18 protein-coding genes are annotated in these 15067 nt (G+C 45.7%); 1 reads left to right on the plus strand and 17 read right to left on the minus strand.

Features of this window, described 5'->3' with window-relative positions; genetic code table 11:
* Positions 1-84: 84 nt before the first annotated feature.
* Complete coding sequence (locus CSV75_RS08715; RefSeq protein WP_099675538.1) at positions 85-498, minus strand: single-stranded DNA-binding protein; 414 nt, start codon at positions 496-498, stop codon at positions 85-87.
* A gap of 244 nt (positions 499-742) precedes the next feature.
* Here CSV75_RS08715 and CSV75_RS08720 point away from each other — a divergent pair, with 244 nt between their 5' ends.
* Positions 743-1195 carry a YwpF family protein gene (locus CSV75_RS08720; protein ID WP_099675539.1) on the plus strand — a complete coding sequence of 151 codons (453 nt, stop codon included), beginning with the start codon at positions 743-745 and terminating at the stop codon, positions 1193-1195.
* Positions 1196-1349: 154 nt separating this feature from the next.
* Here the strand turns inward: CSV75_RS08720 and CSV75_RS08725 are convergent, their stop codons facing one another.
* The 16 genes from CSV75_RS08725 to atpG form a co-directional block, all read right to left on the minus strand.
* Positions 1350-1730: a hypothetical protein gene (locus tag CSV75_RS08725; RefSeq protein WP_099675540.1), complete on the minus strand. Its 381-nt coding sequence runs from the start codon at positions 1728-1730 to the stop codon at positions 1350-1352.
* A gap of 89 nt (positions 1731-1819) precedes the next feature.
* A complete protein-coding gene (locus CSV75_RS08730) occupies positions 1820-2215 on the minus strand; it encodes a hypothetical protein (protein WP_233191626.1) in 396 nt (131 codons plus the stop codon).
* An 81-nt stretch (positions 2216-2296) separates the two neighbouring features.
* The gene (gene fabZ / locus CSV75_RS08735; RefSeq protein WP_099631269.1) at positions 2297-2734 is read right to left on the minus strand and encodes a 3-hydroxyacyl-ACP dehydratase FabZ; all 438 of its coding nucleotides are present in this window, start codon (positions 2732-2734) and stop codon (positions 2297-2299) included.
* A gap of 53 nt (positions 2735-2787) precedes the next feature.
* A complete protein-coding gene (locus CSV75_RS16565) occupies positions 2788-3378 on the minus strand; it encodes a DNA-directed RNA polymerase subunit beta (protein ID WP_233191627.1) in 591 nt (196 codons plus the stop codon).
* A gap of 23 nt (positions 3379-3401) precedes the next feature.
* The gene (locus tag CSV75_RS08745; RefSeq protein ID WP_099675542.1) at positions 3402-4235 is read right to left on the minus strand and encodes a flagellar hook-basal body protein; all 834 of its coding nucleotides are present in this window, start codon (positions 4233-4235) and stop codon (positions 3402-3404) included.
* Positions 4236-4275: 40 nt separating this feature from the next.
* Positions 4276-5100 carry a flagellar hook-basal body protein gene (locus tag CSV75_RS08750; RefSeq protein ID WP_099675543.1) on the minus strand — a complete coding sequence of 275 codons (825 nt, stop codon included), beginning with the start codon at positions 5098-5100 and terminating at the stop codon, positions 4276-4278.
* A gap of 76 nt (positions 5101-5176) precedes the next feature.
* The gene (gene mreB, locus CSV75_RS08755; RefSeq protein ID WP_099675544.1) at positions 5177-6178 is read right to left on the minus strand and encodes a rod shape-determining protein; all 1002 of its coding nucleotides are present in this window, start codon (positions 6176-6178) and stop codon (positions 5177-5179) included.
* 143 nt (positions 6179-6321) lie between these two features.
* Positions 6322-7815, minus strand: a complete 1494-nt coding sequence (gene glpK / locus CSV75_RS08760) for a glycerol kinase GlpK (protein ID WP_099675545.1) — start codon at positions 7813-7815, stop codon at positions 6322-6324.
* Positions 7816-8083: 268 nt separating this feature from the next.
* Positions 8084-8356, minus strand: coding sequence for a sporulation transcriptional regulator SpoIIID (locus CSV75_RS08765; RefSeq protein ID WP_029053436.1), 273 nt, complete (start codon positions 8354-8356; stop codon positions 8084-8086).
* 109 nt (positions 8357-8465) lie between these two features.
* Positions 8466-9122 (minus strand): M23 family metallopeptidase, encoded by a 657-nt coding sequence (locus tag CSV75_RS08770; RefSeq protein WP_199171340.1) that lies wholly within the window; start codon positions 9120-9122, stop codon positions 8466-8468.
* A gap of 30 nt (positions 9123-9152) precedes the next feature.
* A complete protein-coding gene (gene spoIID / locus CSV75_RS08775; RefSeq protein WP_233191628.1) occupies positions 9153-9983 on the minus strand; it encodes a stage II sporulation protein D in 831 nt (276 codons plus the stop codon).
* A gap of 203 nt (positions 9984-10186) precedes the next feature.
* On the minus strand, positions 10187-11482 hold the full coding sequence (murA, locus tag CSV75_RS08780; protein WP_099631262.1) for a UDP-N-acetylglucosamine 1-carboxyvinyltransferase: 1296 nt from the start codon (positions 11480-11482) through the stop codon (positions 10187-10189).
* Between the two features lie 505 nt (positions 11483-11987).
* Complete coding sequence (locus CSV75_RS08785) at positions 11988-12221, minus strand: DUF1146 family protein (RefSeq protein ID WP_199171331.1); 234 nt, start codon at positions 12219-12221, stop codon at positions 11988-11990.
* A 75-nt stretch (positions 12222-12296) separates the two neighbouring features.
* Positions 12297-12701: a F0F1 ATP synthase subunit epsilon gene (locus tag CSV75_RS08790; RefSeq protein ID WP_099675547.1), complete on the minus strand. Its 405-nt coding sequence runs from the start codon at positions 12699-12701 to the stop codon at positions 12297-12299.
* 24 nt (positions 12702-12725) lie between these two features.
* Positions 12726-14141 carry a F0F1 ATP synthase subunit beta gene (atpD, locus tag CSV75_RS08795; protein WP_099675548.1) on the minus strand — a complete coding sequence of 472 codons (1416 nt, stop codon included), beginning with the start codon at positions 14139-14141 and terminating at the stop codon, positions 12726-12728.
* A gap of 33 nt (positions 14142-14174) precedes the next feature.
* Entirely contained in the window at positions 14175-15032 is an 858-nt protein-coding gene (atpG, locus tag CSV75_RS08800; protein WP_099631259.1) for an ATP synthase F1 subunit gamma, read from the minus strand.
* Between the last annotated feature and the right edge of the window lie 35 nt (positions 15033-15067).

Genomic DNA, 15067 nt, shown 5'->3' on the forward strand with positions numbered 1-15067 from the left:
ATCCATCTCTTTTCAGGAATTGATCAGCGACGGATGTGCGACGGCGGATATGCCTTTGTCTCCTCCCCTTTCAATTTGACCTTGTTAGAAAATAGGTAGTGCGGTTTCGGTTGATTTCGCTTCTTCAAAACGTTCGGGCTCAGTAGATGAATGCGTTTTCATTTCTGACTGTTGAGGTTTGGATGACTTCGAGAGAAAACGGATGTCGTTGCACATGACTTCCATGATATACACTTTCGAACGGTCTTCACGTTCGTAGTTCCGGGTCTGAATGCTTCCACTGACGCCTACTAGCGATCCTTTGCCGCAGTGACGGACTAGGTTTTCGGCGGATCGTCCCCAGACGGAGCATGGCACGAAGTCGGTTGCTATCTCCCCGTTTGCGTTTTTGAAACTACGATTGACAGCGAGGGCGAACGTGGTATTGACACGTCCTGATGAGTGTTCTTTTAATACGAGGTCTTTGGTGATGCGCCCTACTAAAGCCACTTGGTTCACGAGTTGGTTCCTCCTTTCTTTGTGCTGCCCTTATCGTAATCTACCTGGGATCATTATGGCAAAGTGGCAAAATTGAATTTTAATGCGATTTTCGGCGTAGTTTTTCAATTTTCATTCGAAGGGATTTTTGGACTTTCGCGGTAGTAAGCGATTTCTATGTAACGAGGTAAATGGCATTATTGAATAATCGAGTATTTTACGATTTTTATGCTATACTTGGGAAAATTGTACCGAGGTGATGAAATTGAAGACGTTTAAGATGATTTCGGTGGAAGTGGTTCAGGAGAGCGGCGTGCTTGCATTTCCACTGTTTGACGGCATTATCATCAACCAGGAGAACAGTCACCGTTTGTGGGTGCTTGAGCTGTTCATTGATGCCAAGCATAAGGATATTATGGAAAAGTGGAAAGCCGAAGAGACGTTGCTGACCGTACGCGTTGTCATTTCGTATCCTGGCAATGAGCCCGCCTCGTTCGATGTGGCGGTGGAAAACTGGCGTCAGATTGGTGACCGGATTTCCGTGCTAATGAAAGGACGTCTGAAGCGCGTCCGCTCGAAGTATCCGGAATATCTGCTTGAGGAGTTATTGGATGAAGGTTTGGAGGGCGATGCGTTGCTCGAGCAATTCCAAACGGCCATGTGGGATCGACCGAAGTTGAAGCGCGATATGGAGATTGATGAGAAGACGAAGTTGTGATGGTTGGGCTGCCCTTTTTGGGGTGGCTTTTTTTGTTTTGGGGTTGAGCGGATGGCGCGGGCGATTGAGCGGGTGAGGCACTTGTTTTAATCCCAACGCATATAAAAACGGCCCACGCATTCAATATGCAGGGCCGTTTCTATAAAGGTAGGAATCATCGTACTTTACGATTTTCATCGCGCAATACGCCGTCTGGAGCAGCGTCGTTGCCGTTCATGTTGCCGTTTAGATTTTTGTCGTCACGAGCGCCATTGATATCGTTGTTGTCATCGATCATTTTATCACGTGTGCGATCCAGACCTTCGCGCGTGTCCTCCATGATGCCATCACCGTTGCCGTTCATGATGCCACGGTCATTGTTGTCGTCAAGACCGTCGAGATTTGGGCCCATGCGTTCGTCACCGTTAGGTGTGTTGTTACGTTCCGTCTCTTGCATAGGCGTTTCGTTATTGCTTGGTAGTGCACCGTTGTTCGTATTACATGCGGTTAGAACGAGTGCGGAAGCAAAAACTACGGGCAGAGCTTTTCTAATCATAAAAAATTCCCTCCTTTTTTACGAGCTATGAACCATACGTTTTGGTATGTTCATCGATAGCTTGTGCGGAAAGGAGAGAACTATTCGTTTTAATTATTTGTATGACCTGATGTGGTTTCCAATACGTTTTGAACGTATACGGCTTCCGCTTTGCAGCCATAATCATAATAGGTGTCGAGATCTTGTTGTAAAATTTCAATTTGCGCGATCTGCTCTTCCGTTGGTGGATCGTTGAGGATGCGAATTAGTACTTCCTCCACGCGCTCCGCTAACTCTTTATGGAAGTCGGGATCTACTTTGACGTCGTCAGGAATCTTGTCGTACCAAAGTGCTTTGGTCGTAATGTATTCCCGCCAGTTCGCGTAAAATTGTTCGATGTTATATTCTTCTGCAGACCAGCCGATTTCACTCATATATTGTTCGAATGATTGAGAAATGGAACGAGTGATGCTGCTCTTAATATTTGGAGAAAGCTTTTTTAACATGCTGTAGTATACCCTCCCACTGTATGCCCATACTGGCATTCCAATGATTATTATATCAATATTTAGTACGGCATCATGATGTTATTGCTCTTGGACGGGTCCGAGTGCGAACGTAATATCTGCTTCACATGCCACTTCGCCTTCGACGGTTGCGATGGCTTTTCCTTTACCAATTGTTCCACGCAAGCGGACAATTTCTACTTCGAGACGAAGCGTGTCGCCTGGTATGACTTGACGCTTGAAACGGCAGTTGTCGATGCCGGCAAAAAATGCCAAACGGCCTTTGTTTTCTTCTTTTTTGAGTAGAGCAACTGCGCCTACTTGAGCGAGTGCTTCCACGATTAAAACACCTGGCATAACCGGGTAGCCCGGGAAGTGCCCGTTGAAGAAGTCTTCATTAATTGAAACATTTTTTAAACCGACTGCGCGCTTGCCTTCTTCGAGTTCTTCGATGCGATCGACGAGCAAGAATGGATAGCGATGCGGGATAATTTCTTGTATTTGTTGAGCGTTCAGCATGAAATATGTCTCCTTTATTCCAGAGGTTCTGAAGAATTCAGATGTTTCTGTCCTTATTTACCGTTCATGATATCAAAAATATGCTGCCATGTCTCTTTTTTGAAGACATCGCCTGCTTGGCCGTCACCGATTACACTAAAACCAACCATTGTACCTGCTATGGCCGCTAAGATAATCAACAACAGTATCAGTAGCAATCGCAACCAGATGGGAATCATGCGCACTTGAACCCAGCGCATTTCGCTTATTGGTTTTGTAGACTTTTTGGAACGTTCTTTACGTGGCCATTTTGACGCAATCTTATCCCAAAATGTCGCGTCCGTTTGTTCTGGCGCCGGTAGTTTTTCTACAGGTTCCGTTTCGATTAGAGGTGTTGGTTCTACTACCTCTTCTGAAGCGTCAGGAGTTGTTTCTAGCGCTTCCGTCTCCGTTATCGGCTGAATATCTTCCAAAACTTCTCCGTCTGTCGTAGGAGGCTCTGCAAGCGTAACGGCCACTTCGTCCATTTCAGGTGTTACGACCGGATCTGTTTCCGTAAGTTCAATCGGATCTTCCATTTCTGTCGGTTCCGCAGTCTTCAAGGGCTCGAATGGTTTCACCGGTGAGAGTGGTTCTGTTATTTTTTTGAAATTTTTATCTGTCATAGTAAGTACTCCTATTGCACGCGTTAGCGAATGCCGTTAATTAAGCCCATCATCTGGTCCGCCATGGTTACGGAACGCGCATTGAATTGATAGGCACGTTGCGTCGAGATTAAATCCGCCATTTCTTTTTCATACTCTACGTTGGACGTTTCGAGCGCTTGATTTTGTAAGCCAATCTGATTTCGTCCAGCACCTGTCAATTCCGTCAATAAATCATTTGCTGTCAGTCCGATTGCCGCTAGATCTGTGGGCAAACCAAAGCTGGTTGCCGAAAGCTGAACCATTGAATCAGGCTTTTCTAAGACGGTGACACCTAGATTAAATTCCTGCGTTCCTTGTGGTGTCGTGACTTGCAATACACCATTCGGACGAATTTGATAATCGGTCGCTTGTCCTGAAAAGACGATTGGACGGCCAGCGCTATCTGCCACTGCGAGTCCTTCTTCATTAACTAGCGCATTGTCGCCATTTGCAGCCGGTGATAAGTAGAAATTCCCTTTACGTGAATAAATGATTTCTTCTCCGCCGTCTGTCGGCTGTATTAAATTAAAATGTTGTTTCGGCTCCGTTAATGCAAAGTCTAGCTGACGGTCCGTTAGTTGGACAGAGCCTACTTTCCAGTTCATCTGCAGGCTACCGAGGTGCGCGCCGGTGCCCATTCGAATGCCGAAATCTGAGCTGCGCTCGGCTTGATCTGCTTTATCATTATTCATTTGTTGGAATAACAGTTCCTGGAATGTAGCGGCCGAAGACTTGTATCCATGTGTACCGACGTTCGATAAATTGTTGCCAATCAAGTCGAGACGGTGTTGCAGTTGGTTCATCGTATTCGTCGCTGTGGTCATCGTGCGAATCATCAAAGGTCACTTCCTTTACGCATGCTTCTATATGTAGTCATTAATTGACTCGTCCTACTTCATTGACTGCTTTTTCCATACTGCGGTCATAGGCTTGTAGGATTTTTTGATTGGCTTCAAATGCACGGTAGGCTGTCAGCATATCCGTCATTGAGCGCGCGGCATCGACGTTGGAATCTTCAAGAAATCCTTGTTGCAACGTGTACGTACCGCCAGTTGGTAACGCATTGCCGTCGATTGTCGTGTAGAGTCCGTTATCTTGTTTAGATAGAGTGTCCGGACCGTCAGAGTAAGCAATACCTAATGTCGCGACTTCCGTTTCGCCTGCGAAGATCGCTCCTGAATCCGTCACGCGAATATCATTACTTGTCAGTTCGATCCGATTGCCCGCATCGTCAAGGACGTATAAGCCGGAGGGATTGGTTAGGTACCCTTCTGCATTGACAGTGAAATTACCGTTTCGTGTGTAGAATTGACCACCGTTCTCGCCTTCTAGCGTGAAGAATACGGTTCCTGCAACACCTGTCTCTTCATTTACTTCCATCGGTCCATCCACTAATGCGATATCAGTCTTCTGTTCCGTTTCACGCAACTGTCCTTGCGCAAATAATGGCAAAGTTTCTTGCATATAAACACCTGTCGACAGTTCGCCTACTTTGGATAGATTCCTAAAGTTCAAGCCTTTTTCCGTCGGCACGCGCATCGAATCTAAGCGGGACATCAACATGTCAGGGAATGCACGAATCGTCGACTGCTCCGCCTTATAGCCTGGCGTGTTAGCGTTCGCGATATTATTTGATAGCATTTCTGTACGGCGCTGCTGTGCAATCATGCCCGATCCTACTGTATAAAAACCACGAAACATTCCATTTCACTCCTTTGCATCTTGATGTCGAATAATCGTTGTTTTTAGTATACACTACTTACCGCCTGATGGTAGGTCAAATTATGCGTGTTGATCTTTTACCATCCCACTCCATGAGCAAGGCCGTTCCATCTATAATACAAGTGAGCCCATTTTCCGCAATGAATACCGGAACGTGGAGATGTTCGGATAATAACGTATCAATTCCAGGTAGCGATGCACCGCCACCGATTAATAGAATGCCGCGCTGTGCAATATCCGCAGCGAGCTCGGGCAGTGTTTCTTCCAGTGCATTCCTTGTCGTCTCCACGATTTTACTAATCGGTAAACGCAATGCCTGATGAATCTCTTCCGCCGTCACTTCAATTGTTTTCGGAATACCTGTCGCGAGGTCGCTACCGTGTACGTTCATAGCATTCGGTTTCTCTCCATCCGTCAACACAAGACCCATGTCTTTTTTCACTTGTTCAGCCGTTTTTTCTCCTATATACACATGATGTTTTTTTCGAATATGTTGGATGATGCACTGATCAAAATGAAGGCCACCGATATTCGTTTTTTCAAACGAGACGATTTCTCCCATTGAAAGAACGGAAGCATCTGTCGTGCCTGCACCGAGATCGACTATCATATTGCCTGAAGGCGTAGATATATCCATACCTGTGCCAATCGCCGCCACTTTCGATTCTTCCTCAATGACGACTTGTTTGGCTCCGGCTCCCATCACCACTTGGCGGATCACACTTTTTTCCACTCGCGTCGTATCCGCTTTACAGCCAATCGTAACGTGAGGTTTGATACGCCGGCTTTTTCCTAGCGCTTTTTCAAGGAAGTGCCTGATCAACACACGGGCCATTTCGAATTCCGCAATGTTCCCAGCCTTCATTGGACGTATGATCTGAATATGTTCCGGTGAACGACCAATCATTTGATAAGCCTCTACACCAAAGGCCACAGGTTCATCGGTACGTTTATCGATCGCAATGACAGCCGGCTCATCGATGACGAGACCGTCGTCTTTCACAACTATCAATACATTGGCGGTACCCAAGTCTATCCCAATATCTTTTGAAAACATCGTGACCTCGACCCCTTCCTCGTACGTCCTGTCTGATAACACTCATTAGCTGTTTATTATATCATATTTCTACTTTATTTGGCAGTGTTCGAGGGCAGTCGTCAAAACGAAAAGCCGCCAGCAAGTTAGCGGCGGCTCGTGATTTATTTAAAAGCAATCGTTGCATGAATGGCTTTTTGCCACCCTTTGTAGAGTTCTTCACGTACAACTTCTTCCATATTCGGCTCAAAAGGTCGGTCGAGACGCCAGTATTCTGCGATTTCCTTGCGATCCTTCCAAAACCCTACCGCTAGCCCCGCAAGATAGGCCGCGCCAAGTGCCGTCGTTTCATTGATCGTCGAACGCTCGACTGGCACATTAAGTAAATCTGCCTGGAATTGCATGAGGAAATTATTATTTACTACTCCCCCATCAACCCGTAACGTTTTCAATGAAATCCCAGAGTCCGCTTCCATTGCGTCCAGCACGTCTTTCGTTTGATACGCAAGTGATTCAAGTGTCGCCCGTACGAAATGCTCCTTCGTCGTACCGCGTGTCAGACCGAATACGGCACCTTTGACGTCGCTATCCCAGTACGGTGTGCCGAGTCCTACAAATGCCGGTACAACGTAGACACCGTCAGTAGATTGGACGCGCTTGGCATAGCTTTCGGTTTCCGACGCTTTACGGAACATACGCAGTCCGTCTCGCAGCCATTGAATCGCGGAACCCGCAACGAAAATACTGCCTTCCAGTGCGTACTCCACTTTCCCATCGATTCCCCAAGCAATCGTCGTCAGTAAACCGTGTTCAGATGTCACGGCTTTATCTCCTGTATTCATTAGCATGAAGCAACCGGTACCATACGTGTTCTTCACCATGCCGCTTTCGAAGCACGCCTGACCGAATAAAGCCGCCTGCTGATCACCCGCAATACCCGCGATCGGTGCTGCGTGACCGAAAAAGTGCTTGGTGTCTGTGTGCGTGTAGATTTCGGACGATTCGCAGACGGTTGGCAGCATCGTTTTCGGTACGTCTAATAGGTTGAGTAGTTCTTCATCCCACTGTAGTTCATGAATATTGTACATGAGTGTACGCGATGCGTTGGAGTAGTCGGTTACATGCGCTTCGCCACCGGATAGTTTCCAGATGATCCACGTATCGATGGTGCCGAATAACAAGTCGCCGTTGTTCGCTTTTTCACGCGCCCCTTCTACGTTGTCCAAAATCCATTTCACTTTCGTCCCGGAGAAATACGAATCAATCAGTAAGCCCGTTTTCGCTCGGAATACATCATGATGTCCAGCTGCTTTTAGTTCTTCACAAATGTCAGCAGTCTGGCGGGATTGCCAAACGATCGCATGGTAGACGGGAGCGCCAGTATGCCTATCCCAGACAACGGTCGTTTCGCGTTGATTGGTAATACCGATCGCTTCAATTTGCGTGGCCGAAATATTTTTTTCAGAAATGACCGCTGCAATGACGGATAGAATCGAGCTCCAAATTTCATCCGCATTATGCTCCACCCAGCCAGACTGCGGAAAATACTGCGTGAATTCCTGTTGCGCTGTGTGGAAGATGTTGCCCTTTTTATCGAATAAAATTGCACGTGAGCTCGTCGTACCTTGATCGAGCGCTAGAATATATTTTTTCGTCATGATGCATTCCTCCCGTTTGCTTTAGTTGGTGTTTATTATACATGTTTTTGGGTTGAGTGGCTGTGGGAGGGGTGGGTTATTAAGCGGGTTGGGTGATGTATGGAGCGTTTGCGGATTGAGCGGGTGTGGCAACACATAGAGAGGCCCACCCACCCCAGAACAGAATCCATCAAACAAAAGCTATCCAGATACATTCCTCTGGATAGCTTTTCATAATTTTAGGCTGTTTGTATAGGTACAGTATATTACGGCTTCATTTTCAGTGTGGCTAGGCATCTGCTTTTTGTGCTTCGGTTTCATTTTTCCATTTTTGACGGGTGGCTTCTCCTCCGCGCAGGTGGCGGATGGATTTGTGGTAGGCCAGAATTTCCGCGACTTTCCGTGACAAACATGGATCTACATTTGGCAATCGTTCGGTCAAGTCTTTGTGGACCGTGCTTTTGGAGTAGCCGGTCGCAGTGGCTAGCGCGCGCACTGTCAAGTTGGTCTCGATCAGTAGCTTGCCCAGTCGTACGCAGCGTTTTCTAATTTGCTCGTGCACGCCCTCTTCCTTTCTCTATTCACTCCTTTGACTAATGTAGTCTATGCGAACATGTATCAACATATGAAAAAAGCCATTCCGGGGGCTGGAATGGCTTGAGTGATACGTATTAAAATGCTAGGAAATCGTGTGGGTTTACAGATACGCCATCTTGCTGGATTTCAAATTGCAAGTGGACGCCTGCTTCAGGGTTCCATTCATTCTGAGTGGTCGTGGCAAGCACTTGTCCTTGTTGAACGACGTCGCCTTCTTTAACGAGTACGCCTGTTAATGAGCCATAAATCGTCGTCTTACCATCCGCGTGTTTCAATCTAACTTCTGTTCCTTTGAATGAATCCACGATGACTTCTTCGACTGTTCCACTCATTGCCGCTACGGCTTCGAATGGTTCACCATCCATCGATAGGGAAAGTCCTTTGCTGGTGACGTACGTCTGGTTGAATACGAGTAGTGCTTTCTCACGCACTGCTTCGTCTGCTTCTGCATCATAAAATTCTTGTAAGATGGCGACTTGCTCTACTTTACTTTCATCGAATGGATACTTCAGTGTTTCTTTTGTTGCGTTTGTTTCTACCGTACCGCTTTCTTTTGGCTGATCTACTTTTGCCACTTCAGACGGGACAGAATCTTCCGTCGTCAATGCGGTGTATCCCCATACCATGCCGATGAATAAAAGCGCTACGCTCGTATAAATGGCAGGCCAGAACCAGCCGTTCTTCGTTTTCTTGTTCTCCTGAGAAGGGGCCTTTGGTTTTTCTTCTCGCATATTCATCACCTCACTTGCATTCTTTGCAAGTTACGGGGATTTTAAACATCGATCTTCAGGTAAATTTATTTTTTGGATTTTTGTGCCTGTATAATAGTGTGACACGATTTGATCTGCAGTCCACCCTTTTTGTGCGAAGGCTTCTGCACCGTATTGACTCATCCCGACGCCATGGCCATAGCCAACGGTCGTAATATGGACGATTTGGTTGTTAATGTCATACGCAATATTGAAATCAGTTGAAGCCAAATGAAGTTTTTCTCGAATTTGCCGTCCGCTCGCTTCATATTGTCCCGCTATGATTTTCTGGACACGTCCAGTTTGATTGCGGACAAGCTTCAGCTCTCGAAATTGATTGGCGCCCCAGTTGAAACCTAGTTTTCGATTCCATTCGGTCAATGTTAGTTCTTGCTTGCGCTCCACGGTAGGCGCTACCTCTTCTTCTCCGGGACTTTCAACGCTCTGCAAATATTCGACCGGATTGCCGCTGAAGTTTTGCGCGGCTTCCGTTTTGCCATTAGATGTAGAGAAGAACATGGCCGATATAATTTCTTCCCCGTACACAATAATTTGGCCTTGCGTCTCTTTCGCAGCTTGGCGAACTTTCTTTTCATTGTCCTTGAATGACTTGCCCCAGCGCTCTTTACGTTCAGCTTCCGTACGGTAAACTTGCGCGGAGACATCTTTAGCAATCGGCTTGATTCCTTTATCGGTGTTTCTGGCGGCATATGTGCGGGCTGCAATGACTTGCGCTTTCAGTGCTTCTGGATGAAAATCGGCAGGCATCTCACCTGCTACCACTCCGACCACATACTCTTCAAGCGAAATCGGCTCGTCCACACCTATGACTGTGATCAGCACATCGCAGTACTTCTCCTCTCGTTGGTCTACCAGTTTGAATTCTGGCGCTTGTCTTACTAGAACGGGAATAAAAAATAATGTGAGAATGATGAATAAAAGCAATAGTTTTTTGTACATACTGGACTATATGTTGTAAGGAGATTGTGTATTCATCTTGGAGAATGAAAAAACCATGAACAGCAAACTGTTCATGGCTTCGATCTTTATACTAATTGAGATTCCGTAACTTCTTGTTCAGTTGAGACACGTGTTATGTCTGCGCCTAGTGCTTTGAGCTTCTTATCGAAGTCTACATAACCGCGATCCAAGTGAATCAATTCAGTCACACGTGTCACGCCTTCTGCTACGAGTCCGGCTAGGATGAGTGATGCAGCAGCACGCAAGTCTGTGGCTGCGACTTCCGCACCTTGGATTTTTGAAGGGCCTGAAACAATAACAGAACGTCCTTCGATTTTTACATCCGCGTTCATACGGCGGAATTCTTCAACGTGCATAAAACGATTTTCAAATACAGTTTCCGTTAACACACCGATACCGGTAGCTGTTAACATCAGTGCCATCATTTGTGATTGCATATCAGTTGGGAAACCTGGATGCGGCATAGTCTTCAAATCGACTGCCTTAAGTGGATGATTCGCTCTCACACGAATTCCTTCATCCAACTGAGTGATTTCTACGCCCATTTCCGTCAATTTGGAAATTAATGCCGTAGAGTGTTCAGGTACTGCGTTGTCGATTGTCACGTCTCCACCCGTAATGGCTGCAGCTACCATGAATGTCCCAGCTTCGATACGATCCGGAATAATATGGTGAGTCGATGCATACATTGTCGTTACACCTTCGATACGAATATTATCCGTACCCGCACCTACTACTTTACCGCCCATTTCATTGATGAAATTCGCCAAGTCGACGATTTCAGGTTCTTTGGCAGCGTTCTCGATGATGGTTGTACCTTCAGCAAGAGCAGCAGCCGTCATAATATTTTCTGTTGCGCCTACACTTGGGAAATCCAAGTAGATTTTTGCGCCTTTCAATCGGCCGTTTACTTTCGCTTCCACATGGCCATGTCCAAATGTAATTTCTGCTCCCATCGCTTCGAAGCCCTTCAAATGTTGATCAATAGGTCTTGAACCAATTGCACAGCCTCCTGGCAATGCGACACGCGCGAATCCGTTACGCGCTAGTAACGGTCCCATTACTAAAATGGATGCGCGCATTTTACGTACAAATTCAAATTGTGCTTCATCTGCTAGTCTTCCACGTGAATCTACGATGACTTCCCCTTTTTCCGGATCATGCGTGATTTTTGCGTTCAAACTTTTAAGCACTTCATTAATCGTCCGTACATCTGATAGATTTGGAACGTCACGAATGACATTCACTCCTTCAGATGCTAATAAAGCAGCAGCCAAGATCGGTAATACCGCGTTCTTCGCACCTTCTACACGTACGTTCCCTTGTAAAGTCCGTCCGCCGTTAATAATAATTTTTTCCACCAGTAGCCCCTCCGAGTCCAATTTATCCTTCACCCACAGCCTATTATCAATAATCGTCTATAAACATTTTCATTGGTGTTGCAGCTCATTTGTTAAATTCAAATTCCACATATAAAACATATACTATTGTACCTTGTAAAACCTTACTAAACAAGTAACTTCCGGCGCAGTTTTGTGCTATTTCTTGCGTGATGTAGTATATGTGGGGATCTGACACAAAGTGATTGCATTTGATCATTCATTTATAGCCACATTACCGTTATTACCCGCTAATTCTACATTTTACACGCAATGGGAGATATTTTTATTACATGTATATTACAGTTTAAGCAAAATAGAGAGCGTTTCGAGATTTACGTCTCAGTTGTTGACAAGCAGTGAATTCTATAGGCTTTACCTATCCATGTAAAAAAACTACACCATATCTTGAACTTCCGTTTTAATTTCCTTCAGCTAGAGTTCTGTATTCTGTCGGTCGTACCGATAGAGCTTCAGCTGAAGGAAATCAAAACCAAGTTGCCCATCTTCCTGACCAGTAGGATATGTCTAAAAAGAATTTTGATACGGTGGAGCCGATAGCAATACTTAACAAAATAAACAAAAGTTGTGTTTGGAACACGCGGTTTTTCCGTATGATGTTTTCTGGCAAGATTGCTTGTAGAGCGATGAAACTAATGCCGATGAAGAATATATGCGATACGATCGCGAGTAATGGATTGCTCCCTAGCATGCTGTCCATCGTTTCCACTCCTTTTTCTAGGATATAGAAAAATAGGCAGACAGAGATTGTCTGTCTGCCCATTTCATTTAAAGATTAAATACGTTGTTCATACACTTGCATGCGGTTGATAGCACGTTGTAAATCAAGCTCTGCTAACTTTTGACTAAGGGCATCAGTTTTGTTCTGAAGATCTTGTTCAGCTTTTTCAGCAGCTTTCTTTGCACGTGCGATATCAATGGACTCAGCCAGTTCCGCACTCTGTGCCAATACAGTGACAACTTCAGGACGGACCTCGATGAAGCCTCCGTGGACTGCGACTGTTTCTGTTTTGCCATCTGTTTTTAGGCGAAGTGCACCAATTTGAAGCGGCGCGACCATCGCGATGTGACCGGGTAGAACCCCGATCTCACCAGCTTCGGTAACTGCAATCACCATGTTCGCATCCATTTCAACAACAGGGCCGTCGGGAGTGACGATATTCACTTTGATTTTACTCATTTTTTTCCCTCCTGGTCCCTTTTCTTAGACTTCTACACCCATTGCTTTTGCTTTTTCGATAACTTCTTCGATACGTCCAACTAAACGGAAAGCATCTTCCGGTAAGTGATCATACTTACCTTCTAGAATTTCAGCAAAGCCTTTGATTGTTTCAGGAACTGGAACGTAAGAACCTTTTTGTCCTGTAAACTGCTCAGCAACGTGGAAGTTTTGTGACAAGAAGAACTGAATACGACGCGCGCGATCAACGATCTGCTTGTCATCTTCATCTAACTCGTCCATACCTAAGATTGCGATGATATCTTGCAATTCACGGTATCGTTGAAGAGTTGTTTGTACTTCACGTGCTACACGGTAGTGTTCCGGTCCAACGATTTCTGCACTCAATGCACGTGAAGAAGAAGCTAGTGGATCAACAGCTGGGTAGATACCCATCTCTGAAAGTTTACGCTCCAAGTTCGTTGTTGCATCTAAGTGAGCGAAAGTTGTTGCCGGAGCTGGATCCGTATAGTCATCCGCTGGTACGTAGATTGCTTGGATCGATGTAACCGATCCTTTATTTGTAGAAGTGATTCGCTCTTGTAACTGACCCATTTCAGTTGCCAATGTCGGCTGGTAACCAACCGCAGAAGGCATACGTCCAAGTAGTGCAGAAACTTCAGAACCTGCTTGTGTAAAGCGGAAGATGTTATCGATGAACAATAGAACGTCTTGTCCTTGCTCATCACGGAAATATTCAGCCATAGTCAAGCCAGAAAGTGCTACACGCATACGTGCGCCTGGTGGCTCGTTCATTTGACCGAATACCATTGCCGTTTTCTTGATAACGCCTGAATCTGTCATTTCAAAGTACAAGTCATTTCCTTCACGCGTACGCTCACCAACACCAGCGAATACGGAAATACCACCGTGTTCTTGTGCGATGTTGTTGATCAATTCTTGAATTAGAACTGTTTTACCAACTCCAGCACCACCGAAGAGTCCGATTTTACCACCCTTGATGTATGGTGCAAGCAAGTCAACTACTTTAATTCCCGTTTCAAGAATTTCTACCTCAGTAGAAAGGAATTCGAATGTTGGTGCAGAACGGTGAATTGGGTCACGTTGTGAATCAGCAGGAACTGGCTCACGCAGGTCAATTTCCTCACCTAGTACGTTAAATACACGTCCGAGTGTAACGTCGCCGACTGGAACAGAAATTGGTGCGCCTGTATTAATAACTGACGTACCGCGTTTCAGACCATCTGTCGAGGACATCGCAATCGTACGAACTGCATCATCACCAAGGTGAAGTGCTACTTCTAAAGTCAATACTTCAACCACTCCGTTGGAACGATCGATATTAACCTTCAATGCGTTATAGATCTCTGGAAGTTGTCCGTTTTCAAACTTTACGTCAACAACTGGACCCATAACTTGAAGAATATGTCCATTACTCATGCTTTTCCCTCCTGTCTTACTGTTTCAAATCTATTATTCGAGTGCTGCTACGCCGGCTACGATTTCAGTGATTTCCTGAGTGATCGCTGCTTGACGAGCGCGGTTAAATTGTAATGTTAACGAATCGATTAGGTCAGACGCATTGTCTGTCGCCGTCTTCATCGCTGTCATACTGGAAGCATGTTCGCTCGCTTTTCCATCGAGTACCGCTCCATAAATGAGGCTCTCCGTGTATTGTGGGAGAAGTGTTTCGAGAATCGCTTCTGCTGAAGGCTCGAACTCATAAGATGATGAAGCTGATACAGATGAAATATCTGTGAGTGGAAGCAATTTACGTTCAGTTGCTTCGTTGGAGATGGCGGAGATGAAGTGGTTGTAATACAAGAACACTTCATCGTAAACGCCTTCTGTGAACATGCCAACAGCCCGATTCGCGATATCTTTTACTTCTTCAAAACGAGGGTGATCCGAAAGTCCGATCAGGCTTTCTTCAATCTGGAAGCCCAGACGGCCGAAGAATTCATAGCCTTTACGACCGATCGCGATAATGACCACTTCATCTTTCGATTTATGGCGTTGTTCGATTGCACGGGTAACCGCACGGAAAATGTGCGAGTTATATCCACCAACAAGTCCACGGTCAGAAGTAACTACGATGTACGCAGACTTCTTTACGGGACGTGCAGTTAATAAAGGATGCCCTGAATCTTTCGTTACGGCTGCAATAGCACCCACCACTTCTTCTACTTTATCCATGTAAGGTACGAATTTCTTCGCATTGACTTCAGCACGGTTCAGCTTGGAAGCAGATACCATTTGCATCGCTCTCGTGATTTGACTCGTCTTTTTTGTTGAAGCAATACGGCTTTCTATCTCGCGTAAGGACGCCACTGGCTATTCACCACCTTTATTTTAAGATCCATTCA

Origin of the sequence: Sporosarcina sp. P18a, from assembly GCF_002743135.1 — a bacterium.
Classification (GTDB): domain Bacteria; phylum Bacillota; class Bacilli; order Bacillales_A; family Planococcaceae; genus Sporosarcina.